The following is a 25,242-nucleotide window of genomic DNA, read 5'->3' as shown; positions in this document are numbered from 1 at the left end:
GCGCTGCTGGCGCTCCACCTGCCACGTCCGTATGTCATTCCGCGCTCGCGAGGCCTGATGCCGGTTGCGCGTTGACTTGTTGTGTTTGAGCGCCGCGAGCGCATGTGCCGTCTCCAATCGTTCTCAAATTGTCGATGTTGCGACGATAGTTGAACGCCTTGCGGAGGGCTGTAAGGTTGCCGGCACAGGCTGAGACGCCCCGGTCCATCCCGAGATTTTTTCGAGGGTGGGCGCGCTTATAAGTGGTTCCGACGTGCGCTTTGCCGTGTAGATGATCCGGTCGCGATGGCGATCTATCATCTTCACGTCAAGTTCACTGGCCGTAGGGCTGGCTCAAGCGCGGTGGCGTCCGCCGCCTACCGCTCTGCCTCGCGGCTGCGCGACCGCCGGTTCGACCGCAGCCACGAGTTTTCTGCCAAACGCAGCGTCATCCATTCCGAGGAGCTATCGCCTGAAGGTGCGCCGGAGTGGAGCGATCGCGAACGGCCCTGGAACGATGTCGAAGCCTGCGAACTTCGCAAGGACGCGCAAGTCGCCCACGAGGTCGAATGCGGCCTGCCGCACGAGATGACGCAGGTCCATCGCATCCGCGACTTCGTGCAGGCCGAATTCGTCGATTCGCAAGCGATAACAGCTCCGCTGGCGTCCATGTTGCCCCTCTACGTCATGAATTCGACCGGCACCGTCGAGGGCCGCGATCTCGAGCGAGAGGATATTCGCAATCTGCTGATCGCGACGGTTGATGTCGTCGTCCAATGCGCGTTGGCGGAAAATCCGCGTCACCGAAATCTATTTCGATCCCATGCGAACCGTCGGTTCACACTCAACGAAAGGAGGAGCCTCCCGGTCTGATCTGAGGGACCGAAAGATGGTGGACCGGTCTGCCAGGGCCGTTCCGCATGCGACAGTGCGCTCGTCGGGTCTGACATGGAAGCCAGGCTTCAAGGTCGCGCTGACTTCAAAAGCAATCAGGCAGGGAGCCTTGGAATGACGAGATATGGAATTAGCGCTGGTCTGTTGACCAGCATTGCATTGGTTGTGCTGGCAGGTTCGTCGATGGCGCAGACAGCGCCAACGGGGATCGGAGGCCTCGCCGCTTGTAACGGAGTTGGAACGGGATACGGCCTGATCGGGACTTTAGGCGTGGTCGGGCCTGTCAACTGTACAAACAACATCAGTTTCGAAGCTTACAATGACAGCGGGTTGCGTAACGACGGTAGCAACTCGACCGCGGGCATCTTCGGATACACCGACGGGACCCTGCAACTTAACGGATCCAGCATTCGCTTATTGGGTCCGGTCAACCTCAACGGTAACACCATTACCGGACTGGCCCCGGGATCGATTTCGGCAACAAGCACGGATGCTGTCAATGGAGGGCAGCTGTACGGTGTTCAGCTGCGAACCGACAGTCTCGGGCAATCTGCAGCGGCGACGTTGGGCGGAATGACGACGTACAACGCTAGCACGCACCAGATCGGTGGCTTTTCAGCGCTCATCAACGGCGGCACCTACACCACGGTCACGGATGCCGTCAACGCGGTCGAGACCCAGATCAACCGGTTGGCGGCGTCCTTGCCGGTGCAGTACTCCAGCGCGAGCGCACCCACGACGCCGAACGGGAGCTCTGGAGCCGGGGGCGGCGGCGCAACGGGGGCCAGCGGCGCGTCTCAGGACGCCACCATGGTCGGCGCCACCGCCGGATTGCCGGTAGCGTTGCATAACGTCGCGGCTGGCGAACTGTCGACGACCTCGACCGACGCGGTCAATGGCTCGCAGCTCTATGCGACCAGCCAGAGCATCAGCAATCTGACGAACTCGATCCAGAGCGGCACGATCGGGCCTGTGCAGCAAGCTGGCGGAGCGAGTTCGCCGATTACGGTCGGTGCTCAGACTCGGGGTACGTTGGTTGACGTCTCGGGCTTGGATGGCAACCGCGTTGTGACGGGGGTTGCGGCCGGCGCCGTCAACGCGACCTCGGTTGATGTGGTCAACGGCTCGCAGCTCTATGAGACCAACGAGAGCATTAGCAATCTGACGAACTCGATCCAGAGCGGCACGATCGGGCTTATGCAGCAAGCTGGCGGGGCGAGTTCGCCGATTACGGTCGGTGCTCAGACTCGGGGTACGTTGGTTGACGTCTCGGGCATGGATGGCAACCGCGTTGTGACGGGGGTGGCGGCCGGCGCCGTCAACGCGACCTCGGTTGATGCGGTCAACGGCTCACAGCTCTTTGCGGCTTCAAATTCGGTCGCCAACGCGCTCGGCGGTGGCGCGTCGGCCAATATCGACGGCACTGTTTCCGGGCCGACCTATGTGGTGCAGGGCCGGACTTATCGCAGCGTTGGCGATGCCCTGGAAAACGGCGTGCAGTATGACGCCATCAACGGCGTGAAGCAGAACTCAATCACGCTGCTGGGCGGCTCGGCTGGACCGGTATCGATTCACAATGTTGCTGCCGGTACCGCCGCGACTGACGCGGTGAACGTGCGGCAATTCAACGATGGTCTGGCTTCAATGAGCCAGAGCGACCGGGCCTACACTGATCAGCGGGTCGGGCAGGCGAACGCGCTGGCGCGCGATGCGGGCGCGACCGGGGCAGCTTTGGCTGGGCTAAATCGCGTTGATCTCAGGCCACGGCAGAGTGCGGTCTCGATGGCTGTCGGTGGTTTCGCCGGAGCGACTGCAATTGCGGCGGGCTTCGACTATCGGATCACACCATCGGTACAGGTCCACGCCGGCGGCTCGTTTGCTCCGAATACGAACAGCGCAAGCTGGAATGCCGGCGCTTCGTACATTTTCGACTGAAGCATGAGCGGGCACGTCGTTAATGGACGCGCCCGTGACTTCCCCCAGGGCTCGGAGCTATTCGAATGAAGCGATATGCCTTCGGCATTGCGGCTGCTTGTGTCGCGATCGGATTGCTCGGGCAGGCGAACGCTGGAGATATGCCGGAGCAGAGTTACACGAAATCGCCCGTTATTCACTTGCCGGCCCTTTCAGGCTCGCCCCCGTCCGTTCCGTCGCAGGCAGCCAGCGAGCCCACGCCAAAGGCTGCGCTCGGGTTCGAGTGGGCCAGCGTGTTCGAGCAGGGAAAGCAGGTCGCGCCCGGCGCGATTACACCCGCACGATCCGGCCGTTCCTGGACTGGACTCAGATTTGCGATGTGGTGAAGGGCGGACGGCGGCTTTGCTATCTTGAGACTGTCGCCCGTGAGGGCGGCAGCATGATCAGCTGGCGGATCGCGCTGGCGAAAGATGGGCGATCGATGGCGCTGTTCATCTTGCCGCCCGACAGTGGCAGCGCCGAGGGCGTAACCGTGGAATTTGGCGGACTGTCACGCCTCGTAAAGCCGCTTGTCTGTGACAAGGTGGTGTGCGTTGCGACCTTCCCAGTTAGTGGGCCGATGGTCGGGCTGCTGGCGCGCGAGACGAGCGCCAGGATCGGTTTCGAGCGGGTCGGCCAGCCGATCGTGGTTGAGGCGGGCTTGCGCGGCGTGGGCCTGGCGCTGGCCGATCTGACGCCTCGTCCCCCGAGCCCACAGCTCAAGCCGAAGCCAAAAACAGCCACGACCGGAGCGGTGCCACCGCAAGCGGCGGACAAGTCAGCGAAGGCGGTCCATTCGCCGTGGGAGAATCTGCGGTGAGGGATCTGTACGTACGGACAGTTAAAAGCCCCGGCGCTCGACGAGTTGTCGGAGGCGCGCGTTCGAGCACGTGAGTATGATCGCAAGCACGAATTGCGCGAGATGCTGGAGAAGGCCGCTCGCGAGACGGAGCGGCTGCAGGCTGCTGCGCTCGTGGATGTTTCATCTGATGATCTCTCATTAAAGACTGAGCACACCTCTTGGCAGAGGGCGCGGCATCGGAATCTGACCTATCCGATTTGCCGCCGTCTCTGCGCTATGGCCGCATGACGAGATTTTGCGTCTTGCACGGTGCCTGAACGCGCGCTCTGTCTGGTCTCAGCACTTGTCAGAAACAGCCAGCAGGAGGCAGGCCAGCCATGCGCGAACCAGACCGTATCATTCGTCTCAAAACCGTCCTTGCTCGCACCGGGCTGTCCCGCTCCACCATCTATCGCAAGATCGCCGCGGGCAGCTTTCCCGCCCAGCTCAAGATCAGCACCAACGGCGCCGGCTGGCATGAGTCCGACATCAACCGATGGATCGCCAATCCTATCGGGTGGCGGCCGTGAGCATGATGCGCTCCAGCGTGCGACGCGCGCAGCCGGAGCTCGGGCTCTGGTACTCGATGACATTCGGCCTTTATGCGAACGGCCGCGTCATGCCGCGCTTCGACTATGACGCACGCCTGATGATAGACGACGTTCCCGCGGAGCTGGTCGAAGCGCGGGCCGACCTCGTCCGCGCGCCTCGGCCGGAGCGCTGGGTGCCGACATGGCGGGCGGCCTCCTAAGACGCGCGCCTCATCGCGTCGCCATCGCGTTGTCGCGACCGAGCGTTAGTCCCGGCAGACAAAACCATTGCCCGTTCGGGGCAGCAATCATGTCACCCGCGCCATGGTCTTCCGGCAGCTCCTATCTTGAATAGGCAACTGCAATATTGTCCAGGTTCCATGCACGCAGCTGTGCATCTCTTTTGTCACGCTTGGCGTGCCGTCCATTCATGAGAGCCATGATGGCGCGTCGTGAGAGAAGGGAGGACGGAGGTTGACCGGGGAAGTTAGGGAAGAGCTTACAGCCATTTTACCGCAGATCTATAAGTTCGTCTTCACGCCGCTTGTGGTCGAATGGGCCCTTGGTCTTGAGTTAGCGCCGCTTGCTCAGCGAATTACCTGGGCGATTTGATATTGCCGGTCAGCGCCTTGCCTTCGCTATGAACGATCCCTTCGGAACATGGATGGCGTCACTCCGGTCTCACGCTTGAATGCGATCGATAGGTGTGCCTGACTTGCGAAACCGCAAGCGATGGCGATCTGCGTTATTGGAAGCTGCGAATTGACGAGCAGCTCTTGGGCGCGCCGGATGCGCGTCTGCCAAAGAAACCTGTCGGGCGTTTGATGCAAGGATGCCTTGAACCGCCGAATGAAGTTGGTTCTGCTGAGGCCCGCAACAGCCGCCAGTTCGTTCAACGCGATATTCATGCCGAGATGCTCCCGAATGTACTCGGTCACGCGTTGAAGCTGTGCCGCGCTCAAGCGCTCCGGGGATCGCGGCTTCAAACGTCCCGGCACTATTTCCGCATATTTCGATAGGACATTGGCGGATAAGGCGCGCGCCAGATAGTCTGTTTTCAAGCGCGCCGCCGGCACGGGAGCGAGCAGGGTCTGTTCCGCCGCGCGAAGCAAATAGCTCAGGCCGGGATCATTTTCACCAAACGCAGCGATGATTCCGACGTCTGGTGCGTCACGATCATAGAGTTCTTCTGCCACCTCCTGCAGCAAGCTCTCCCTGAGACAGACGTGGACTGCGCGGAGGCTCTCGCTCACCTCGACCTCCAACGGCGTCTGTGGCGCATTGAGCGTGATCGCGTAGGGCTCGATCTCTGCCCGAAGATCGTTCCCACCGCTAATTCGGCGGATATGGGCCCGGGTCAGCTGCATGGTCATCCAGAGACCTGGAAATGCGCCGTAGGTCACGCTATGCGGCCGCTCGTCGGTGAGGACGACGAAGAGGTCGGACCATGCCGATCCCTTGCTGGCCCTTACGACGGTGATATCCTGAGCGGCGCCGATTAAGGGCGGGTACAGCCGGAGCTCGTCGTCCGGACCCTCGAGATCTGAGCCCGGATTCGTGCCCCCGTTTCCATTGCTGCCGCCCAAATGTCCCCACTCCCAAGCGAGACTGTTCGAGCGATAGCGTGTCGGAGAGCGGAGAACGTTCACCTGCGAGCCAGAATGTTATTGTGCGGTCATTTACTGCATCACGGGGGGTAATCGCAGCCGCGAAAGTCTCCGCGCAACTCCAATAGCGCGCCGACCAACACTACAGTAGTCAGACGTGCAAATTGCCTGGTGGCGAGGCCGCGGTCGCCAAGGTGCATTACCGTGACCGCTTTCGCGTGCTGACCCCTCGCTGGTCCAAACGGGAAGGCGAGGGCGCTTTGCGTTCGTTATGAACGTTCCCGCCGAAACGCGGATGGCGTCACTCCGGTCTCACGCTTGAATGCGATTGACAGGTGTGCCTGGCTGGAGAAGCCACTAGCCATGGCGATATGGGTTATCGGAAGCTGCGAACCTGCGAGCAGTTCCTGGGCGCGCCGGATACGTGCCCGCCAGAGATACCTGTCCGGCGTTTGATGCAAGGATGCCTTGAACCGGCGAATAAAGCTGGTCCTGCTGAGCCCGGCGACAGCCGCGAGATCGTTCAGCGCGATATTCACGTCGAGATGCTCGTGAATGTAATCGGTCACGCTGTGAAGCTGCGCCATGCTCAAGCGCTCCGGGGATCTCGGTGTTATGCGCTCTGGCGTCATTTCCGCATATTTGGAAAGGGTATCGGCAGTCAGGGCGCGCGCCAGATGATCCATTTTCAAGCGGGCCGCCGGCATGGGATCCAGCAGGGCCTGTTCCGCCGCACGAAGCAAATAGCTCAGGCCGGGATCGCTCTTACCAAACGAAGAGATGAGTTCGAGGTCTCGTGCGTCACGATCATAGAGTTCTTCCGCCATCTCCTGCAGCAAGCTCTGCGTGAGACAGACGTGAAGTGCGCGGAAGCTCTCGCGCACCTCGACTTCACACGGCGTTTCGGGCGCCATGAGATTGATTGCGTAGGGCTGGATCTCACCGCGTCTGTCGTGTCCGGCGGCGATTCGATGGACGTTGGCCCGGTTCAGCGGCATGCTTATCCAGAGGCCCGATTTCGCGGGGTGGATCGCGTGATGTGGCCGCTGTTCGGTAATGGTGACGTAGAGGTCGGACCATGCCGGTCCTGTGCTGTGCTTGACGACGTGAATGTCGTGGTTTTCGCCGACCGAGGTCTGGTTTATCCCAAGATCGTCGAACCGATTTTCTATATCTTCGTACAAATAGTGCCTCGTTCTCTAGGGCTGCCGCCCAATCGTACTCAGCCCCTGCGAAGCTCCTTCACGTTTCGAGGGATTGCGAAGATACCCCGAGCGGGCAATGATTCAGATCAAGGTATGGACGAACGGAATCCCGTCGTCCCGATCTTCGAGATCGATCACTTCCCATCACGACTGGAATTCCAGGAGTGCGACTATTATAGTCGCCCTTGCTCCTTTGCGCCAGCCTAAAGGGCCAAACGCGATTGGCCGGCGCGCTGGCGTGAGCGCTTGATTCGCAAGCGCGAAACCCTGGTTCGCGGCGTACTGAACGGTTCTCCTCACCTGGATGGGACGATGGACGGTTAAGTCGGGTGAGTCGATTTCGGTCGTCCATTGGGACGGCTATGGCGTTCGGGGCCTTTCGTTGAACGCGAAGGCGGCCCCGGCCATGGCCGGGGCCCTGAGCCCGTCGCCTCAGTCGCCGCGGCGGCCGTTGGGGCGGGACCAGATGAGCGAGTAACCCTCGCCCTCTTCGTCATCGAAGAGGTTGGCGTAGATCGGAGCGTTGAAGCTCGGATCGTCGAGCTTGAGGCCGAGGTAGTCGCGGCCTTCGTTGGAGCGCTTGGACCAGGCGGCGCCGATTTCGACGCGGCCGACCAGGACCCGGTGGCTGGGGGCGTTCTCGGCGGTGGCGCGCTGGTCGGGGACGATACGCACGCCCTTGGCCTGGACGCTGAGGGTGACGATTTCGCCGCTGAACTCGTTCGAGCCGGTCTTCTTGAAGGTGCCGATGGTCGCCATTGTAAGTCTCCGTTTTCCGTTTTCCGAGCCCGCATCATCGCGGCCTCGATGGCGATCGGCAGGCCGGAGGCGAGCGCCGGCACATCGCTTGCGACCGGAGCGCAGCGGAGGATGGCGCAGGAGCGACTTTGTTGTTTCGCGAGGAATGGCGCAGCCCAGGGGAAGAAAGTCGGGACGCGCCGTTGTGGCATAGGCGATCGAGGCGCAGCCGTCCTTCGGCCAGATCAGGCCATTGAAGAGGCCGTTTGGAGCGGTCGAGCAACGGATCGAAGACGGAGACGGGGCCGACCCCTATGACACCGCCAGGCTGACAGGCTCTGGGATCACCGGCGTTCGCTCTGCCTTGCCCAGGCCCGCGATGCGCGACCCTTTCCGATCTGCCACTGGCATTGAGGGACGCCCCTGCACCGGATCTCTCGGTATCGACGCCAACGCCGTTGGTGACAGGGCTCCAACCTGACGTGACGCATAGCCAAAAGCTCATGCCTTCAGCCGCGCCATCCCAGCCCCCTCCAACGGATGTCGAAGGGCGATCGTCTCGTGATGCACGTCTCCCGTGGACGTGGTGCGTGAGGCTTAGTGGGCCAGGCGCTCGGACTGGCCGGGAGCTGCCATCCCGGCAATGCGGGCAAAGGTCACGACGCCGACAGCAACAGCCCCGACAACTGAAAACACGGTCTGCCACGTCTCGGAAGGCATGGTGTGCTTGACGATGCCGTGGGTGGCGTGGAAGCCGGCGATCACAGCCGGCGCGACAAAGGCCGCGGCGATGAGCAGGCGCGCCCAGGTCGGCCGCACGGTTGCGAGCAGGAGCTGCCCGAGGCCGAACGTGAGGCCGGCGGCAACGAAGCCGACAAGGCCGGCGCCGAGCCATCCTGCTCCCGTTCCATAGGCCCAAGTGGCCGCCGTGACGCCGGCGAAGAACGGCAGTGCATATACGGCAAGCGTGAAGAGCAGCCAGCAGAGGAATCCGATGGCGACTATGCTGACGATGATGCCGAGGAAGATCATGGTGGTGGCTCCGAAAATAATCGGCGGATGCGCCTCCACCACCACCATGGCGCGACGTCAGACCTAGCAGAAAATCTATCGCCGTGAGAGCGGAAAGGCGCAATACCCGCCGTTCGCGCGACCTTCTTCGCCTCTCACGAGGCGAAGGGGTCGATTTCGCCGACGATGGCGGCTTCGTCACCGTCGTATTCGGCGGCGGGGGTGACCGAGAGCGTCCCGTCGCCGGCCCGGAAGATGACGATGGTGACCATCAGGGTGGCGGCGAGGCTGAAGGCGAAGGCGTGTGCGTCGGGGAAGGACATCGATCCAGCTCCTGTTTGAGCGGAGGACCATCCCCCGCTGACAGGCGCCCGATGTGTTCGGCCGATGGCCGCAATCACCGCGCTGGCAACGCCGGCGCGGCGGCACGCTTCGCGTAGTCCGACCCCTTGTGGGTTGATGGCGATAGGCCATCGGCTGGACCAAGGATCAGCGCAGATAAGCGGGGGTGGTGCTTTTGCTCAGAGGACTGGCCGATGCGGTTCACGATTAGTAATGTCTTCTAACTTGCTCTGACGCTCGTGCATTCACAATGGATTTGGACGTGCGGGCGCGGCAACACGAACACTCAACGCCCCATATCGGAGGACGGTTTTTGAGATTCAGTGAGTTCGCAAACCTTCCGGTCCTGACCGAAATTCTCGTCTCCGCCGACAATGCTGGTTTCGAACGGCTTGACGAAGGCAAATGGGTGAATGGTCGCTTCGACAAGAATATCCGCATCGATCAGCCGACCCATGGTGTCGGACAGACGCATGCGCACGTCTACGGGCGAAAGGGCAATGAAATCGGGGTCGTCAATCTAGACGGCTCATCGAGCCACGGAACCCAATGTCGGCTGAGCGATGCGGATGCAGCGGCCCTTCGCCAGCGGGGCTTCACGATAAAGGCCGGGAATATTGTGGAGTGGATCGTGCTGTCCACGCAGCCCCAGCTATTGTTCGGGTGATGGCGGCGCTTACGCGCCGCCGAATTTCCAGACCGGGATGCCGAGCTTCTTGGCCTTGTCGGCGAGGTTGTCGTTGATGCCCGTGCCGGGGAAGTGCATCACGCCCTTCGGCACGATCTGAAGCACTTCGTCGTTACGCTTGAAGGGTGCAGCCCGGCCGTGTTTCGTCCAATCGGGGGCGAAGCCAATCTGCGGGACGTTGCGATTCTTCGCCCAGAGCGAGGCGATCTTTTCGGCGCCCTTCGGGGATTTGCCGTGGACCAGCACCATGTCCGGGTGCTTCTCATGCACCTGATCGAGCTTGGCCCAGATCAGCCGGTGGTCGTTGAAATCCAGTCCGCCGGTGACGACGATCTTGGGACCGGGAGGGAGGAGCACTTCCTGCTCGGCCCGCTTCTTGGCCATCAGGAAGTCGCGGCTGTCGATCATCGCCGAGGTCAGGTTGCGATGGTTAACCTTTGACCCGGTGCGAGGGAGCCACGGTTTGCCGATCTGACGTTCGTAGTGTTCGGCGGCCTGGTCGCGCATCAGCTCGAAGGCGTTCTGCCGTTCGATGAGCGTCTTGCCCTCGGCGATCTGGCGCTCGAGTTCGACCGATTTCACCTCGCTGCCGTCCTGTTGCCGCTGCAAGCGCTTCTGCGCCTGCTCGTTGTCGTCGAGTTCGCGGGCGATCCGCTCGGCGGCGCGGTGGAAGACGTTGACGGTCGACCAGAGGAGATCGTCGAGGTCGGGTTCGAGGCGCGTGTCCTCCAGGGTCGAGATCAGGGCGTCGAAGATGTCGGCAACCGCGCCTGCGACCTGATTGCCGTCGGGCAAGAGACGCTGGTTGGGCTCGTCGGCGAAGGGGCGGTAGCCGTGGAGCTGCAGTTCGTTGAGGACGTGATCCGTGGGTGACGATTCGTGGTGGGGTTCAAAGTCGTCATGCTCGCGCATGGTTTGCTCCTTTGGCTGGACCGCGACCGTCGCGGCCTTCACGGCGACGGAGCCCACGGGCGGAGCGGACCTGCACCCGGCGCGAGCGCCGGGCCGGAGCGACAGCGGAGGATGCCGGAGGCCGGCTATTTTGCCTCGCGATGGAAAGCGGCCGATAGGCCGCGCCGGAAAATAGTCGGCCGCAGGCATTGCCTGTCCGAACCGCATGTGGGCCGATCGCCCTCTCGAAGGCCGAGGCGCGGTCCTCTCCAAAGGATCGTGCATCCATGCGAGCATGATGCCGGCCGTGCGCCGCCACCGTTCAGTCCGTGATCTACGCCGCGAGGAACATGAAGCGGGCGACGTCCTGCGGTGCGAGCTGCACCCGGATGTGCGCCATCAGCGCGTCGCGGCCGAATATGCGGAGATCCTCGTTGAAGTCCCCGAGCACGGGGGATAGGGCAATCGCCTCGATCCCGACCGCATTCGCCCGTTCGATCAGCGTGTTTCGCGCACCGTCCCCGGCGCGATCGTTGTCGCGCACGACGTAGAGCCGACGCAGCGCGTCGTGGAACTGGATGGCGGCGAGGTGAGCCGCGGAGAGTGCTGCCACCGCCGACATGCCGGGCATGACCTCACGGGCGGAGAGCACACTTTCGATGCCTTCGCCTGCCGCCAACATCTCGCCGGAGAGCCCGAAGCGGACCGCGTGCCCAAGAAGGTCGCCCATCGCTTTCCGCTGAATGTCGATCGGCGCTTTGCCGGAGCCGTCCGGGGCGAGCCAGGTCCGATGCGCGCCGGTGATCCTGTCGGAGACATCGGTGACGACGCCGACCATTGCCGGCCAGGTCTCGGTCGGGCTGTGCTCATCGGGCCGATAGTAGCAACGGGGATGGAAACGTAGGTTTCCGCATCCGTGCAAAGCCGTAATCCCGCGTCCGCGCAAATACGCTTCTACGAGCGTGCCGCCGATCGGCTGACACATGGCAACGAACCGGCGTGCTGCCTCGGCCGACCCCGATGGTGCCGGACTGCGAGCGTGCTGTCTCGGCTGCAGTTCGGGATCGGGATGCGGCAGGCTGAGGAACTGACGGGCCTCTTCGGCGACGTCGGCGAAGTCGATGAGGCCCAGCGATTCACGGATCACGTCGAGCAGATCACCATGTTCGCCCGTCGCGGCGTCGGTCCATTTGCCGGCAGGGCCTTTGGTGCCGTCCTTCAGGCGGACGAACATGGATCGGCCGGGTGTGTTGCGAACATCGCCAACTTGCCAATAGTTGCCCTGTCGGCGGCCGGCGCCGAGATAGCATTTGCACACCGCCTCGGCCTGCCGGCCGAGACGGGATGCGAGATCGGAAGCATTGCGGCGAGCCATCACGCAGCCTCCCGCTCGCCGATGCGGACCACCGGATAGGTGTCGAGCAGCTTGCCGAGCACTGCCGGTCCCGTGGTGTCGATCGGCACGAAGAACCGCAGCGACCAGGAGATGATCTCGGTGAACAGGCCATAGGCGCGAAGGCGGTCGCGCATGGCCTCTGTGAACCCGGATAGTTCGATACGGTTCGCGCCCATGACGCGCACGCGGCGAAGCTGAAGTCCCTCGGCCAGGTCGAGGATCGTCCGCCCGTCGACGAGTGCCGTGTAGGCAGCGTCACCGGACAGATCGACCGTGCTGGTTGACGCGGCACTAGCGGCCCAGGCGGGAGAGACGCGACGGCCGATGATGCGCTCGCCATCGTCGGTCTGAAGACGATAGACGCGGGTAGACTCGTTCGGCAGGCGCTTCCACACCGGCAGCAGCAGACCGGCGACGATATGGATCGTGCTTTCGCTGAAAGCGGGCACATCGCCGAGTTCGCGAGACCAGGCCGCCGCGAAGGTGTTCCGGTCGGCCTCCTGCCAATGGCTTTCCGCCATCGACTTCAACGAAGCATGGTGGTGCTCCATCGGCCGGATCAGCCGGACGCGGCGCTCGATCTCGCCGTCGTCGAGCATGAGCGATGGAGCTGGAACCTGCACGGCGGCGCGACCCGAGCGCTCGTTCACCAGCAGCTTCGCGCCGCGATCACCGAGCCAGCCAAGGGCATCGTCGAGCGACAGCGGCCGATTGCGCTCGCGCTGGGTGATGGTGAGCAACCGCGTTTCCGCGCCCGACGCCGGATGGGTGTAGATGACGGCGCGATCGGTGACGACGAAGCTCTCCGCCGTCAGCGTTTCCAGCCCGACGTCATAGACGCCGCTAGCGATCGCGCCGGCCACCTTGGCATCAAGCAGTTGCTCGAACGCCGTGAAGAGAATGCCCTGCAGCTCGATGGTGAGGGCGAGCAACCTGTTCAGGAAGGTGGTGATCGGCGGCAGCTCATCTTTGATGCCATTGTCGTCCATCAGCTTCAGGCCGGTCGAGGACTCGAAGCGATGGAGCGAGCAGCCGTCGATCTTGCCGCGCACGATCAGGAGGTAAAGCTGGCGCAGCGCGTCGCGGGCGTAGCAGGATTCCAGATTGTCCTCGGGCCGGAACAGGCCCTGGCCGCCGGTCTGGCGTTGCCCGCGCGTGATCGCGCCAAGCGTGTCGAGACGCCGGGCGATCGTGCTGAGGAAACGCTTCTCCGCCTTCACGTCGGTTGCGATCGGGCGGAACAGTGGCGGCTGCGCCTGGTTCGTCCGATTGGTGCGGCCAAGCCCCTGGATGGCGGCGTCGGCCTTCCACCCCGGTTCGAGCAGGTAATGCACGCGGAGCCGCTGGTTCTTCGCCGACAGCTCGGCGTGGTAGCTGCGGCCAGTGCCGCCGGCATCGCTGAAGACGAGAACGCGCTTCAGGTCGTCCATGAAGGCGGCCGTCTCGGCGAGGTTAGCCGACGGGGCGCGGTTCTCGACTGCCAGGCGGTCGCCCTTGCGGACGATCCGCCGCGAGCGGCCCGTCACCTCGGCCACCATGTCGATGCCGAAGCGCTGTACGATCTGATCGAGAGCGCCGGGCACCGGCGGGAGCGATGCGAGACGCTCGATCAGCTCGTCTCGACGCGCGACGGCTTCACGGCTCTCGACGGGCTGGCCATCGCGATAGACCGGACGCGACGATAGATTGCCCTCGCCATCGGTGAAAGGCTCGTAGAGCTGCACCGGGAAGGAATGGGCGAGATAGTCCAGCACGTATTCGCGCGGCGTGATGTCGACGCGAACGTCACCCCATTCGTCGGTCGGGATCTCTGCCAGGCGCCGTTCCATCAGCGCTTCGCCGGTCGACACGATCTGCACGACAGCGGCGTGTCCGGCCTCCAGATCGTGCTCGATCGAGCGGATCAGGGTCGGCGTTTTCATCGAGGTCAATAGGTGCCCGAAGAAGCGCTGCTTCGCGGATTCGAATGCCGAGCGCGCGGCCGACTTCGCCTGCCGGTTCAACGTCCCGGTCGAGCCGGTAATGTTGGCGGCCTCCATCGCCGCGTCGAGGTGATTGTGGATGATAGCGAATGCGCCGGCATAGGCATCGTAGATGCGGCGCTGTTCATCGGTCAGCGCGTGCTCGACCAGCTCGTACTCCACGCCATCGTAGGAGAGCGAGCGGGCGGTATAGAGCCCAAGCGATCGCAGATCGCGGGCCAGCACCTCCATCGCGGCGACACCACCGTCCTCAATGGCCTCGACGAACTCCGCGCGGGTGGCGAAGGGAAAATCCTCGCCGCCCCAGAGGCCGAGCCGCTGGGCATAAGCGAGATTGTGGACGGTGGTCGCGCCGGTGGCGGAGACATAGACGACGCGGGCGTTCGGAAGGGCGTGCTGAAGCCGGAGGCCAGCGCGGCCTTGCTGCGAGGGGGCGACGTCGCCCCGTTCTCCCTTGCCGCCACCGGCATTCTGCATCGCGTGGCTCTCGTCGAAAATGATCACTCCGTCGAAGTCGGAGCCCAACCATTCGACGATCTGCCGAACGCGCGAAACCTTCTCGCCGCGGTCGTCGGAGCGCAGCGTGGCATAGGTTGCAAATAGGACGCCTTCCGACAACGTGATGGGCTTGCCCTGCGGGAAGCGGGACAGCGGCGTGACCAGCAGGCGCTCCATGCCGAGCGCGGACCAATCGCGCTGCGCGTCCTCGATCAGCTTGTCGGACTTGGAGATCCAGACCGCCTTGCGGCGTCCCTGGAGCCAATTGTCGAGGATGATGCCGGCCGACTGGCGGCCCTTCCCGGCGCCGGTGCCGTCGCCGAGCATGAAGCCGCGGCGGAAGCGAACGGCGCCCACGGCATCGGCGGGCGCGGCCTGCACGAGATCGAAGGTCTCATCGACCGTCCAGGATCCGGCGAGATAGTAGCTATGCGCCTCTCCGGCATAGATCACCGTTTCGAGCTGGGCGTCCGACAGCAGGCCGAAAATACCGGCGGGCAGCATGGGCCGATAGCTCGGCTTCGGCGGCGCGACGCTCGCCATGGCGGCGGATTGCACGAGCCTGGTCGGGTGCGCCTGCGAGCCGGGAATAAGGATCGACTGCAATCCGTATTCTTCATAGATCGCGTCGGTCAGGTGGGCGTCATCGGCCGGCGTCCAGTCGATCGTGTCATAGGGAAGCTCGATACCGTCGGGGTCGATGGCCGGCGCAGGGCGCACGGCGACCGAGCGCGCGAGATAACCGCGCACCGTCTTCGGCGCCGTGGCTGTGCGCAGCGGAGAAGATACGGGCAGCGTGACAGGCAGACGGGGCGGAACGTCCCGCGCGATCCAGTCGAGCAACGTCGTGATGTCGGGCGCGCTGCCGGGCGACGTCGGCAGCACAGACGGATCGCCGGCGGGCGCCTTGTCGATGACGGTCAGGCGGGTCGGAAATGTGGTGCCGTGCTTGGCGTAGACCGATCCGGCGATGCCGGCGGAAAAGACGACGGTCCCACGCGCCTGCAGGCGCACGAAGGCATCATGCCAATCCGGCAGGTCCGGCCCGACATTGGCGCCGGTGATCGTCACGAGCCGGCCGCCAGGCGCGAGCCTGTTCAAGGCGGAGGCGATATGGCGGAAGCCGGCGTCGGCAACGCGGCCCGAGACATTGGCCATGGCCGAGAATGGCGGGTTCATCAGCACGACCGAGGGAACGGCGGCAGGATTGAGACGGTCGTCGATCTGCGCGGCGTCGAAGCGGGTGACGGCAAGGGCCGGAAAGAGGGAGGCGAGGAGTTCGGCGCGCGTCTCGGCAAGTTCGTTGAGGATCAGCGAACCGCCAGCCGTCGAGGCCAGGATGGCGAGCAGGCCGGTGCCGGCGGAGGGCTCCAGCACGATGTCGTCCGGCGAGATGGCCGCAGCCGCCACGACGGCGAGGCCGAGCGGCACTGGCGTCGAGAATTGCTGGAGTGCTTGGCTCTCCTCCGAGCGACGGGTGTGCGTCGGCAGGAGCCCAGTGACTTTCGACAAGATGGAAAGGCGTGCTGTCGGAGAAGCGGTTTTACGGAAAAGCGCCCGTCCGTATTTACGGAGGAACAAGACGGTGGCGACCTCGCACGCCTCATAGGCGGCCTTCCAATCCCAAACGCCGGCGGAATCGGAGGCGCAGAATGCGGCCTCCATCGCCGCGCGCAGAGCTGCGGCATCGACATGTTCACCGCGCTCAAGATGGGGCAGCAGCAGGCCCGCCGCGGCGAAGATAGACGCGGACGCGTCGGTGTTCGGAGCAAGCGGAAGCGGCGCGGTGGCGGATACCGCCGCGGGTGGGGAAATCATGGTCATGGTGAGAACCTCAAGGAGAGCAGGGCAGGGTCGAGCCCGCGTGGCGCTCTCTCTCGACCGCGCCGGCTCAAACCCGTCCCGGCAGACCTCTTCCTCTCAGGACGCCAGCCGCGGCCAGCGTGAGAAAAGCGCCCCGACCGTGAGGCGGGGCGCTTTAGAGGGATCATTTTCAATGTCCGTCCACGATCTCGCTGGCGATAAGCGCGCGCGCTTTGCGGATCAGGTCATCGCCGCTCGTGTCGATGTGGCCGAAGAACCTGGCGCGTTCGCCGTGCGCGGTCCAATCGGCATAGGCGCAATATTCCTGAACATCAGATCGGAACGCCCTCATGTCGTTGGCCCAATGGGGCTTGGGCTCGATGACGACGGTGATGTCGCCCTTGGTTTCCTGCCAGGGCAGAGACCGCTCATGCGGCGGATGCTGGCGATCCGCCGCGAAGATGGCGTCGATGTCGGTCATGGCGCATCTCCCGTTTCGGGCCGCACGAAGCCTTCGGGATCGCCGGGATCGGGCGGCAGATAGGCGTCGTAGGGATTGCCGTCGGCGAGATGGCCGAAGGGCGTGAAGACGTAATCGCCGCTGTCCCGCCCCACGGCGCAGATGACGTAACGCGGGCTGCCCGTTACGGCGTCGAGGCACTCCATGAGGGCGAGGTTGCCGTCGCCCGCCGCCCGCAGCAGGGTCTCGAAATTGGTCCGGGCGAAGGAGGGGATGCTCATATCCGGCCTCCCTCATCGGAGAGCGTCTCGGCAAGCCAGCCATCGGTGTAGATCCAGTCCACAGTCTCGCCCGTGGCAAGATCGAGGACATGCGCACCGCCGCCGAAGCCATCGAGCAGGGGCTTCGAGCAGGTGTTGGCATATTGGAAGCCCCACCGGCCGGTCAGGCCGAACTCGGCGGCGCAGTGCTTCACGAACTGAATGAGGCGCTCGGGATCGCCGGTTACGTCATCGCGCATCCAGAGCTGCGTGCCGCCGTGCTCCGGCTGGATCGAGAGAAGGAAGCCTTCGGATGGCGGTTCCTCCGATACACCTTTCTCGGACAGGCGGTTGTAGAGGTCGAGCGCGCGGGCGGCGTTCTCGGGCGTACCAACGTCGAGCAGGCACGAAAAATGGGTGAGATAGTCGGCCATGACAGGCTCCTGAAACGAAAACGCCCGGCGCAACTGGCCGGGCTGATCGAAGATCGAGAGGGGAGGTGCGGGACGACCGGAGCCGACCCGCGCCCATGCGCTATTCGGCCGCGATGGCCTGCTGAGCTTCATCCTCCTCGTCGGAGAATTCCTCGTCCTCATCGAGGAAGGCCGGGAGCGCCTCGTCGCCTTCGCCGTCCGTGGGCTGCACGTCGTGATCGACCAGGCGCAGTAGCTCAGGCAGCCAGCCGGTTTCGGCCAGCAGGCGTTCGGCCTCCTTGGCCATGTCGCCCTTCTTCATGTGATCGATGAGCTGGGCGGCTCTGTCGCCTGCACCCTCGCGGACGGCCTCGAGGATGCGGGGCTTGGTCACACGGCCGAGATAGTTGCCCACGGTCGGACGCCAGCCCGCCGCCGCCATGTCGAGACCGGTGGCCCGCGCCAAGCGGTCGGCCTGTGCCAGACGCACATCCAGCGCATGCTGGCTGACGCCCGATCCGCTGTAAGGGTTCGGCCGCTCGAACAGCGCGTTCACGCCGAAGCTGACGCAATGGGCAAGCAGATCAAGGCGCGTGTTGTCGTCGAGATGAGTCAACCAGTCCCACAGCGCCTGCTCGTCGGCGGGAACATGCTCGCCCCAGCGTTCGTGCCGCTCGGCAACTTCGCGTGCGGGCGCGCTGTCTTTCAGCTCCTCCGACTGAGCGGAGAAAAAGATATGGCGGACGTTTGCCTCAAGGCAGCCGGTCGGCGCGGTATGCCGGAAGGTGTCGCTGACCAGCTTGTGCAGCAGCATGGTCATGGCGACATCGGGATGCTCCGCGACCGCATTGCGCAGTGCCAGCGTGCGATGCGCGGTCAGCTCGATGACGAGGCGCTCGGGCAGAGGCTTGATGTAGTCATCCTCGTCGTTCTCCGGCTCCGCGGCTTGGGCGCCGATGGTGATGACGGCGCGCTGAACGGCGGGCGTGGCGGAAGGGTCGATATCGCCATCCGTCTCCGTTGCATCGTCGCCTTCGGGTTCAGCCGGTCGCTCGTCTTCCGGGCGGACATAGCCGCGATCCACGGAAAGCGAGCCGTCGGCGTCGATACTGATGAAGACGCCGGCGATCGCGATGTCGACCGGATCGTAGATCGTCGGGCGCTGCTCGAAGACGTCGAGCGCCTGTTCGATCTCGCCGAGCCTCTGGTCGATCGCATCGGGCAGCTCGTCGGCCTCCGCATATTTGGCTTCGAGCCGGTCGTATTCGTCGCGCAGCGTTTCACGGGTGGCATGTTCCTCCTCGGTCAGATCGACCGTGGTGCCAGCCAGTTCGCGAAGCCCATGCTGGTGGCCGTAGGGAAAACTCAAGGCGGCCTCGACCCATTTCCAGCCTTCGCCCGCGATCGCGTCGGCGGTGGCCTTCAGCTTTTCGGCCACAAGACGGTCCAGTAAGGCGGGGTCTTGCAGCCAGCCGCCATCGTCGGACTGGAACAAGTCGCGGAGCACGATGCCGCCGGCCGCCGCGTAAGCCTCGACGCCGACGAACACGACCCGCTTGTCGGAGGCGCGCACCGTGGTCTCGGTGAGCATGCGACGGATCTGATATGGCTCCTTCTGCCAGCTATTGCGCACGCTCTCCCAGACCTGCTCCTGACGAGCATGGTCGTGCGACACGCTGAAGGCCATGAGCTGTTCGAGCGTCATGCCGTCTTCGGCATAGACGTCCAACAGAGTCGGCGAGACCGATACCAGGCGCAAGCGCTGCTTCACGACGTTGACGCCGACGAAGAAGGCGGCTGCGATGGCCTCCTCGGTCATGCCCTTGTCGCGCATGGCCTGGAAGGCTCGGAACTGATCGAGCGGATGAAGTGGAGCGCGCTCGATGTTCTCGGCGAGCGAAACCTCGTCGATGAGGATGCCGGCGTTTGCGGCCGATACGACGCACGGGACCGGCGTTGTCTTGTTGAGACGTTTCTGTTTGGCGAGCATTTCCAGCGCGCGGTAGCGGCGGCCGCCGGCAGGCACCTCGAACATGCCGGTTTCCTGACCCTCATCGTCGAGAACGGGACGCACGTGGATGCTCTGGATGAGCCCCCGGCGTGCGATCGACTCGGCGAGTTCTTCGATCGAGACGCCGGCCTTCACGCGCCGGACGTTGGACTGGCTCAGTACCAGCCTGTTGAAGGGGATGTCGCGCGAGGACGACAGGGTGATCTTCTGAACGGCGTTTGCCATCGACTTGACTCCGCGACGGGCGCCGAGAGCCTCTCTCTCGAAACCAAACCCGTCACGAAGCGAAGCGCCGCCCTCTCACTCTATGAGGGCAGCGCCATGGATGCGGTGAAACGGAAGGGCACTGAGACGCAAAGCCGGAGATACGGAAAACCGTACTTCCGGGTTCACGAGGATTAGGCGGCGCGGTCCAGCAGCTTCTTGGCCTTGCCCTCCAGTTCGAGCCGCGCGTCCTGGTGGGTCTTGTCGCGGGCGATGGCGGTGATGCCCGCGACGAAATCGAAAACCGACTCGGGCGGGCGGCCTTCCTCCGCTAGGACAGTCTCGATGATCTTGCCGGTCTCGGCCTTCGAGAAACCGCGCTTGCGCAGGAATTCCGTGCGGTCCTCGTCCGATCTCGCGACGATCCGTTCGCGTGCGGCCTTGATGCCGTTGACGAAGGGCATGGGCGAAGAGTTCGCGAAATTCAGCAGCGCGGGGGCGGCCTCGTGAGCGAAGCGCGAGGCGGCATATTTGCTGTGGCGGATCGTGATCTCCTCGAAATCCTCGACGCCCCACAAATTGCGATTCTGGCAGACCGCGCGAAGATAGAAGCTCGCCATGCCGAGCGTCTTCGCGCCGACCTCGGAATTCCAGCAATAGAAGCCGCGGAAGTAGAGGTCGGGCGAGCCATCGGGGAGCCGGCCGGCCTCGATGGGATTGAGATCGTCGACGAGGAAGAGGAACACGTCGCGGTCGGACGCATAGAGCGTCGTCGTGTCCTTCGTGATGTCGACGCGCGGATTGTAGACGCTGGTCGACCAATCCAGCACGCCGGGCACTTTCCAGCGCGTGTCGCCCGTGCCGTTGCCGGCGATCCGCTGCACTGCCTCGACCAGCTCGTGGTCATAGATGCGCCCGTAGTCGGGGCCGGTGACGGCGCGCAGATCGACCCGGCCGTTGTCCGTTTCGAGTGTCTTGATCTGCTCGGCTCGGTGCGAGGTCAGGCCGTATTGCAGGTTGATGCCTGCCAGCGCGGCGGGAAGCTGACGCAGATAGGCGGCAGGCGCGCCGACCTGGCTCGCGAGCTGGCCGAAGCTCCAGTGTGTCGGCGCGACCGGCGTGTCCGATCCGGGCAGGATCACGGACAGGCGTTCGGGATCGGTGCGGCTCGCCTCGACATGGATGAGCGCGGTCTCAACGACGCGGGTCCGGCTGCGTTCCGTCCGCGCGCGAACCGAATGGGCCAGCTCGGACAGGGACAGGTAACGTTCGTCGGCGGGGCGGGAGAACCACTCGGACGACACCCGCCCGATACGCTCGCCGCGGCTGACATCGACCTTGTATCCACCGCTCATGTCGCGGCGGGCATCGAGAACCTGCATATTCATGGGATCAAACTCCATGACGGGCGCCGAAAGCCTCTCTCTCGACACTCAACCCGTCATGGATCTCCGATCCCCCTCTCACTCTCGGGGGCGTTGCGGGGGCTCCCCGCAGAAGGGGGCGGTCGAGACCGCAGGGCTCGGACGCAGGGGAAGGCTTTCCCCTCAAAAGCCGCAGAGCCGCGAAGACGTAAATCAGGATCTCATTATGGACGCGCCATCTTGGGGGATCTCACAGACGGACAACCTTGAAGCCGTCGTCCGACCGGGGCTGGAGGAGCCCCAAGCCGCTATGGGTCGGCAGATTTGGACCTGTCCGAAATTTGTATACGTTTTTCGGACGGTTGCCTTGCCTTTTGTCCGAAAAAGAACTACAAATTTCGGACATGAACAGCGACGCGCCTGATCTGAAGACAGCCATCCTTGAGCGCATCCATGCGGACGCGCCGCGCAAGGTTTGGACGCCCAGCGATTTCGTTGATCTCGCCTCGCGGGACGCCGTCGATAAGGCGTTGCAGCGGCTGACGAAGGCCGAAACCCTCAGGCGGATCGATCGCGGGCTTTACGATCAACCTGGCTTCAACAAGCTCACCCAGAAACCCAACCCGCCTGATCCGCGCTCAGTCATCGACGCCGTCGGGCGACGTGACCAAACCCGGATGCTTGTCGATGGCATGACCGCCGCGAACGATCTGGGCCTGACTGACGCCGTCCCGGCCAAAATCGTAGTGCACACCGACGCTCGGCGCCGCGCGATCAAGCTCGGTAACGTGACGATCACCTTCCGGCCGACTGCGGCCAGCAAGCTATTCTGGGCCGGACGACCGGCGATGCGCGTCGTCCAAGCGCTTCACTGGCTGCGCGATCTCTTGGTCCGTGAAGGGGAGAGCGATCAGGTTCGGCGCAAGCTCGCCAAGCTTTTCGAAGATCCGGCGGCCGGGCCGCCCCTCAAAGCCGATCTCACTGCCGGCATGACGGCGCTTCCGACATGGATGTGGGTGTTTCTCAAGCCGCTCGTCGAACACGATGCCGGAGATCGTCGTCTGCACACGCACCATGAACGTGCTGCTGATGCTGCTGATGATCATCATGATCATCAGCCAGTATCGACAACGAAGGAGGGAGGGGGACGATGATCAGCATCAGCCTGCCGGCGTCCGTCCGACACGCAAACCGGTCCCCACACAGCAATTGCGAACCGCCAAGCGCGGTACAACCCGGGCGGCGAAGACATGAATCCGGCGTTCGATGAGGTTCTCGCGGCCGGGTCGGACGCGATGTTGAGTGCCTTCGACACGACTGCGCTACGCCTCGGCACGGCATCCCAGAATATCGAGAAAGACTTCTGGGTCTGCTGGACGCTGGATGCGCTGTTCCATGGCCTGAAAGAGGGAGGGCCCCGCCTCCTCTTCAAGGGCGGAACCTCGTTGTCCAAGGGGGGCGGTCTGATCAACCGCTTCTCCGAAGACATCGATGTCACGGTTTTTCGGGACGACATTGGCGAGCCGGCGACCATCGAGGAGCTCGACGCACTAAGCGGCAAGAAACGCCGGGCGCGCCTCGATGCGATCAAGGACGCCTGCCAAGCCTACATCAACGGCCCGCTACGCACTGAGTTGACCCTAATCCTACAGGCCCGGCTCCAGGCTGCCGGCCACGATGGCGGCGCGGCACGCGTGGAAGTCGACGACGCAGATCCCGACGGGCAGACGCTACTGATCTGGTATCCCGCGGCGACGCCGCGATCGGATTATGTCCGGGCGGCGATCAAGATCGAGTCGGGCGCAAAATCCGCCCTCGATCCGAACAGCGAAGTGCCTATCAAACCATATGTCGATGATGATCTGCCGGCGCTCGACCTGACCGTGCCGGCCGTTCGCACGGTCGATCCCGAACGCACCTTCTGGGACAAGGTTGTCATCCTCCACGGGCTGCGACGCTGGTTCGACAAGCGGGGCGAGCTGCGAGGAGGCGGTCAACGCGTTTCCCGCCACTATTATGACCTGCACCGGCTCGCTGCGACGGCAGTCGGCGCCGCCGCTATCGCTGACGCGGCGCTCGGTGCGGATTGCGTCGCGCACGCCCGGATGTTCTTCAACCGCCCGGACTTCGATCTCGCCAGCGCTGCGCCGGGTTCGTTCGCACTCGCCCCGCATGACGCGATGATCGAGCAGTTGCGCGTCGACTATAGGGCCATGCAGGGTATGATCTTCGGCGACCCTCCGGATTTCGAGGCGGTGCTCGACAGCATCGGCTCGCTCGAGACGCGTCTGAACGAGAAGGGCGATACGGGAAGTGGGGCGGCGTGATCAGTTGGAGGGAGCTGTCGACAGAGGGCAAAAGGCAGACGCGCACCGCGCGGGCGAGGCGATCGTAACCCCGCTGCGCAAAGAAAACTTCAAGATCAAGTCGGCTGACGTTGGCCTGATTGGCGCTCCATGAACCCGCAAGACGAAACGCCTGAATGTGGAACGCCCAATCCGGCTTCCTGGTGGGTTTGGTGCTGTTGGCTACGGCAGAGCGCTTCGGAGCACTTTGTTTACGGATGCGCTGCGCCAACCTCGCGCGAGCCCGGGTGGACAAAGGATGACTCACTCGAACTCGTGGGACTTGGCCAGCTTGAAATCCGGCAACGCACCCTGACCCAAGACGCCTTTGATACCTTTCAAGATCAGCTCAAGGCTGGTTCGATTACACTCGATCTCTTGGTCGGATATGGCGCGCCGCGTGCAACCGTAAAGGTGACCCGCGCCATTCTTCAGCGAGCGCTCGGGCACACCGCCGCGCGCGTCACAACGTACTACTCCCTTCCCGATATTGTGGGCTTGATCGAGAAGGCCGAGGGGGGACTTGAAAGGCTTTTATCGTTGCTTGAGCGCGAGCTTAACCTTCCGTTCAAGTCGTCCTACGCGGCGCGTCTCGGCAACTTCGAGATCTTCCATCTCAATCCGTGGCTGGACACACCGCAACCTTTTCTTGTCGAAGCCGCGTCGCCGCCCCCCAACCAAAAGGGGGCATCGTTCCAGGTCGACTGGTCTGGTCATGAAACCCTCGAAATCTGCCGTACCCCGGCTTTCGCGGATACGAGACATTTGGCCCACGTGACCGGTCGCGTGCATGGCGATGTGGTGATCAATCGATTGATCTTTCTCGAACCTGGTCAATTTCGGGTCCCGGTGGATTCACCGGAGTGGGTTGACCAGCTCGATTTTCAACTCTTCGACGAGACTGGCCAAACGCTGCTCCACTCCGAACAGAACACATACATTACCAGAATCGGTCTGGTCATGGCGCCGATAACGCGTCAGGTGACCATCCAGGATGACCTGAGCGGGCGAGCGGCCCAAAAAGGTCTCGGCAAGCAGGCTTCTACCGTTCACGTGCACACGTCGCATCGGTCAATGGTCGGCGGGCCAGCAGAAGGCTCCTGGCGCAAGTTCGCCGAAGATATGAACGATCTCGTCGCGGCCCAACTTCCCTCGCCGGGACAGGACAAGTGGTTTCCGAGGAGCATCGAGGGTGAGGTTGGCCTCATCGCGCATTTCAATCAGCTTCTCAACGGTGGCCAGATACGACGCGCCGTGCTCGTTGACCCCTGGTTTGGCGCCGACGCGCTTCGTGCATTCGCTCTGCGCCTTGCGAGTCAGGATGTCCATCTCACAATTGTTACGAGCTGGACGCGCCGTGACCCGGATACGGGCGTTCCTTTCGGTCCTGACCGGAGTGCGACCGCCGAGCTCGAAGCCGCGCTGCGCCAAATCGAGAGCTTTTTGAACCCCCGGCTAACAGTGATCAATATGGCGGATGGATCCGATCAGGCCTTCCACGATCGCTATTTGCTTCTGTATCCCCATGAAGGGGCGAGCAAAATCTATCTGTTGTCGAACAGCTTGAATCGCGCCGCGGGCAATTGGCCGTTTTGTATGAGCCTGCTGTCGGCCGATGCGGGCTTGGAGGTGCGGCGCTACATCGAGGGGCTTTGTGATGGCCAGGATATCGCCCGCGGCAAGTCTCTGGCGATCACATTCAAATGGCCGAACGATGCGGTTTAGCTTGCCGCCGTTGCGTGACATACCGACCGTGTGGCCAGCCTTGCGATGGTTGCTAGCGCATCGCGGCGGGCCGACGTCAGATCGGGACCTTCTCGTCAAGGC

General features: G+C 63.5%; 22 protein-coding genes and 1 pseudogene. 10 read left to right on the top strand and 13 right to left on the bottom strand.

Translation table 11 applies throughout. The annotated features are described in order from the left end of the window. Positions 1–285: 285 nt before the first annotated feature. From ACVWZM_RS44215 to ACVWZM_RS44190, 6 genes and pseudogenes are all read left to right on the top strand, one after another. Positions 286–618: pseudogene (locus tag ACVWZM_RS44215) on the top strand (MobA/MobL family protein); the annotation flags it as partial. Between the two features lie 369 nt (positions 619–987). Continuing rightward, positions 988–2,808: a YadA-like family protein gene (locus ACVWZM_RS44210; protein ID WP_456856482.1), complete on the top strand. Its 1,821-nt coding sequence runs from the start codon at positions 988–990 to the stop codon at positions 2,806–2,808. A gap of 65 nt (positions 2,809–2,873) precedes the next feature. Then, complete coding sequence (locus ACVWZM_RS44205; RefSeq protein ID WP_456856886.1) at positions 2,874–3,173, top strand: hypothetical protein; 300 nt, start codon at positions 2,874–2,876, stop codon at positions 3,171–3,173. Continuing rightward, the gene (locus ACVWZM_RS44200) at positions 3,071–3,646 is read left to right on the top strand and encodes an invasion associated locus B family protein (RefSeq protein ID WP_456856481.1); all 576 of its coding nucleotides are present in this window, start codon (positions 3,071–3,073) and stop codon (positions 3,644–3,646) included. The genes ACVWZM_RS44205 and ACVWZM_RS44200 overlap by 103 nt, the downstream gene beginning before the upstream one ends. A gap of 359 nt (positions 3,647–4,005) precedes the next feature. Then, the gene (locus ACVWZM_RS44195; protein ID WP_092082001.1) at positions 4,006–4,197 is read left to right on the top strand and encodes a helix-turn-helix transcriptional regulator; all 192 of its coding nucleotides are present in this window, start codon (positions 4,006–4,008) and stop codon (positions 4,195–4,197) included. Continuing rightward, positions 4,194–4,418: a hypothetical protein gene (locus ACVWZM_RS44190; RefSeq protein ID WP_456856480.1), complete on the top strand. Its 225-nt coding sequence runs from the start codon at positions 4,194–4,196 to the stop codon at positions 4,416–4,418. The genes ACVWZM_RS44195 and ACVWZM_RS44190 overlap by 4 nt, the downstream gene beginning before the upstream one ends. Positions 4,419–4,835: 417 nt before the next feature. Here the strand turns inward: ACVWZM_RS44190 and ACVWZM_RS44185 are convergent, their stop codons facing one another. The 5 genes from ACVWZM_RS44185 to ACVWZM_RS44165 all read right to left on the bottom strand — a co-directional run bounded on the left by ACVWZM_RS44185 (position 4,836) and on the right by ACVWZM_RS44165 (position 9,081). Continuing rightward, entirely contained in the window at positions 4,836–5,783 is a 948-nt protein-coding gene (locus ACVWZM_RS44185; protein WP_456856478.1) for a helix-turn-helix domain-containing protein, read from the bottom strand. 290 nt (positions 5,784–6,073) lie between these two features. After that, on the bottom strand, positions 6,074–6,988 hold the full coding sequence (locus ACVWZM_RS44180; RefSeq protein ID WP_456856477.1) for a helix-turn-helix domain-containing protein: 915 nt from the start codon (positions 6,986–6,988) through the stop codon (positions 6,074–6,076). A gap of 453 nt (positions 6,989–7,441) precedes the next feature. Continuing rightward, the gene (locus tag ACVWZM_RS44175) at positions 7,442–7,768 is read right to left on the bottom strand and encodes a DUF736 domain-containing protein (protein WP_456856476.1); all 327 of its coding nucleotides are present in this window, start codon (positions 7,766–7,768) and stop codon (positions 7,442–7,444) included. Between the two features lie 576 nt (positions 7,769–8,344). Further along, positions 8,345–8,779, bottom strand: coding sequence for a hypothetical protein (locus tag ACVWZM_RS44170; protein WP_456856867.1), 435 nt, complete (start codon positions 8,777–8,779; stop codon positions 8,345–8,347). A gap of 134 nt (positions 8,780–8,913) precedes the next feature. Beyond that, complete coding sequence (locus ACVWZM_RS44165) at positions 8,914–9,081, bottom strand: hypothetical protein (RefSeq protein WP_456856474.1); 168 nt, start codon at positions 9,079–9,081, stop codon at positions 8,914–8,916. A gap of 332 nt (positions 9,082–9,413) precedes the next feature. On the opposite strand from ACVWZM_RS44165, the gene ACVWZM_RS44160 reads away from it, so the two are divergent. Further along, a complete protein-coding gene (locus tag ACVWZM_RS44160; RefSeq protein WP_092082009.1) occupies positions 9,414–9,767 on the top strand; it encodes a hypothetical protein in 354 nt (117 codons plus the stop codon). Between the two features lie 9 nt (positions 9,768–9,776). On the opposite strand, the gene ACVWZM_RS44155 is transcribed toward ACVWZM_RS44160, so the two are convergent. The 8 genes from ACVWZM_RS44155 to ACVWZM_RS44120 all read right to left on the bottom strand — a co-directional run bounded on the left by ACVWZM_RS44155 (position 9,777) and on the right by ACVWZM_RS44120 (position 21,094). Next, a complete protein-coding gene (locus tag ACVWZM_RS44155; protein WP_456856473.1) occupies positions 9,777–10,700 on the bottom strand; it encodes a DUF2493 domain-containing protein in 924 nt (307 codons plus the stop codon). A 313-nt stretch (positions 10,701–11,013) separates the two neighbouring features. Continuing rightward, positions 11,014–12,054, bottom strand: a complete 1,041-nt coding sequence (locus ACVWZM_RS44150) for a DUF7146 domain-containing protein (protein WP_456856472.1) — start codon at positions 12,052–12,054, stop codon at positions 11,014–11,016. Beyond that, positions 12,054–16,379, bottom strand: a complete 4,326-nt coding sequence (locus ACVWZM_RS44145; protein ID WP_456856471.1) for a strawberry notch-like NTP hydrolase domain-containing protein — start codon at positions 16,377–16,379, stop codon at positions 12,054–12,056. The genes ACVWZM_RS44150 and ACVWZM_RS44145 overlap by 1 nt, the downstream gene beginning before the upstream one ends. A gap of 169 nt (positions 16,380–16,548) precedes the next feature. Then, a complete protein-coding gene (locus ACVWZM_RS44140; RefSeq protein ID WP_456856469.1) occupies positions 16,549–16,839 on the bottom strand; it encodes a hypothetical protein in 291 nt (96 codons plus the stop codon). Then, positions 16,836–17,099, bottom strand: coding sequence for a DUF6117 family protein (locus ACVWZM_RS44135; RefSeq protein ID WP_456856467.1), 264 nt, complete (start codon positions 17,097–17,099; stop codon positions 16,836–16,838). The genes ACVWZM_RS44140 and ACVWZM_RS44135 overlap by 4 nt, the downstream gene beginning before the upstream one ends. Further along, complete coding sequence (locus ACVWZM_RS44130; RefSeq protein ID WP_456856465.1) at positions 17,096–17,512, bottom strand: hypothetical protein; 417 nt, start codon at positions 17,510–17,512, stop codon at positions 17,096–17,098. The genes ACVWZM_RS44135 and ACVWZM_RS44130 overlap by 4 nt, the downstream gene beginning before the upstream one ends. Positions 17,513–17,612: 100 nt before the next feature. Continuing rightward, the gene (locus ACVWZM_RS44125) at positions 17,613–19,727 is read right to left on the bottom strand and encodes a ParB/RepB/Spo0J family partition protein (RefSeq protein ID WP_456856463.1); all 2,115 of its coding nucleotides are present in this window, start codon (positions 19,725–19,727) and stop codon (positions 17,613–17,615) included. Between the two features lie 173 nt (positions 19,728–19,900). Next, a complete protein-coding gene (locus ACVWZM_RS44120) occupies positions 19,901–21,094 on the bottom strand; it encodes a DUF932 domain-containing protein (RefSeq protein ID WP_456856461.1) in 1,194 nt (397 codons plus the stop codon). Between the two features lie 380 nt (positions 21,095–21,474). On the opposite strand from ACVWZM_RS44120, the gene ACVWZM_RS44115 reads away from it, so the two are divergent. The 3 genes from ACVWZM_RS44115 (at position 21,475) to ACVWZM_RS44105 (ending at position 25,140) form a co-directional block, all read left to right on the top strand. Beyond that, on the top strand, positions 21,475–22,224 hold the full coding sequence (locus ACVWZM_RS44115; RefSeq protein ID WP_456856460.1) for a DUF6088 family protein: 750 nt from the start codon (positions 21,475–21,477) through the stop codon (positions 22,222–22,224). 96 nt (positions 22,225–22,320) lie between these two features. Then, complete coding sequence (locus ACVWZM_RS44110; protein ID WP_456856458.1) at positions 22,321–23,397, top strand: nucleotidyl transferase AbiEii/AbiGii toxin family protein; 1,077 nt, start codon at positions 22,321–22,323, stop codon at positions 23,395–23,397. 294 nt (positions 23,398–23,691) lie between these two features. Continuing rightward, the gene (locus ACVWZM_RS44105; protein WP_456856456.1) at positions 23,692–25,140 is read left to right on the top strand and encodes a VPA1262 family N-terminal domain-containing protein; all 1,449 of its coding nucleotides are present in this window, start codon (positions 23,692–23,694) and stop codon (positions 25,138–25,140) included. The last annotated feature ends 102 nt before the right edge of the window (positions 25,141–25,242 follow it).

The organism is Bradyrhizobium sp. USDA 4501, from assembly GCF_054062115.1.
The sequence above is the reverse complement of the archived record's forward strand: the minus strand, read 5'-3'. Positions and strand labels throughout refer to the sequence as shown.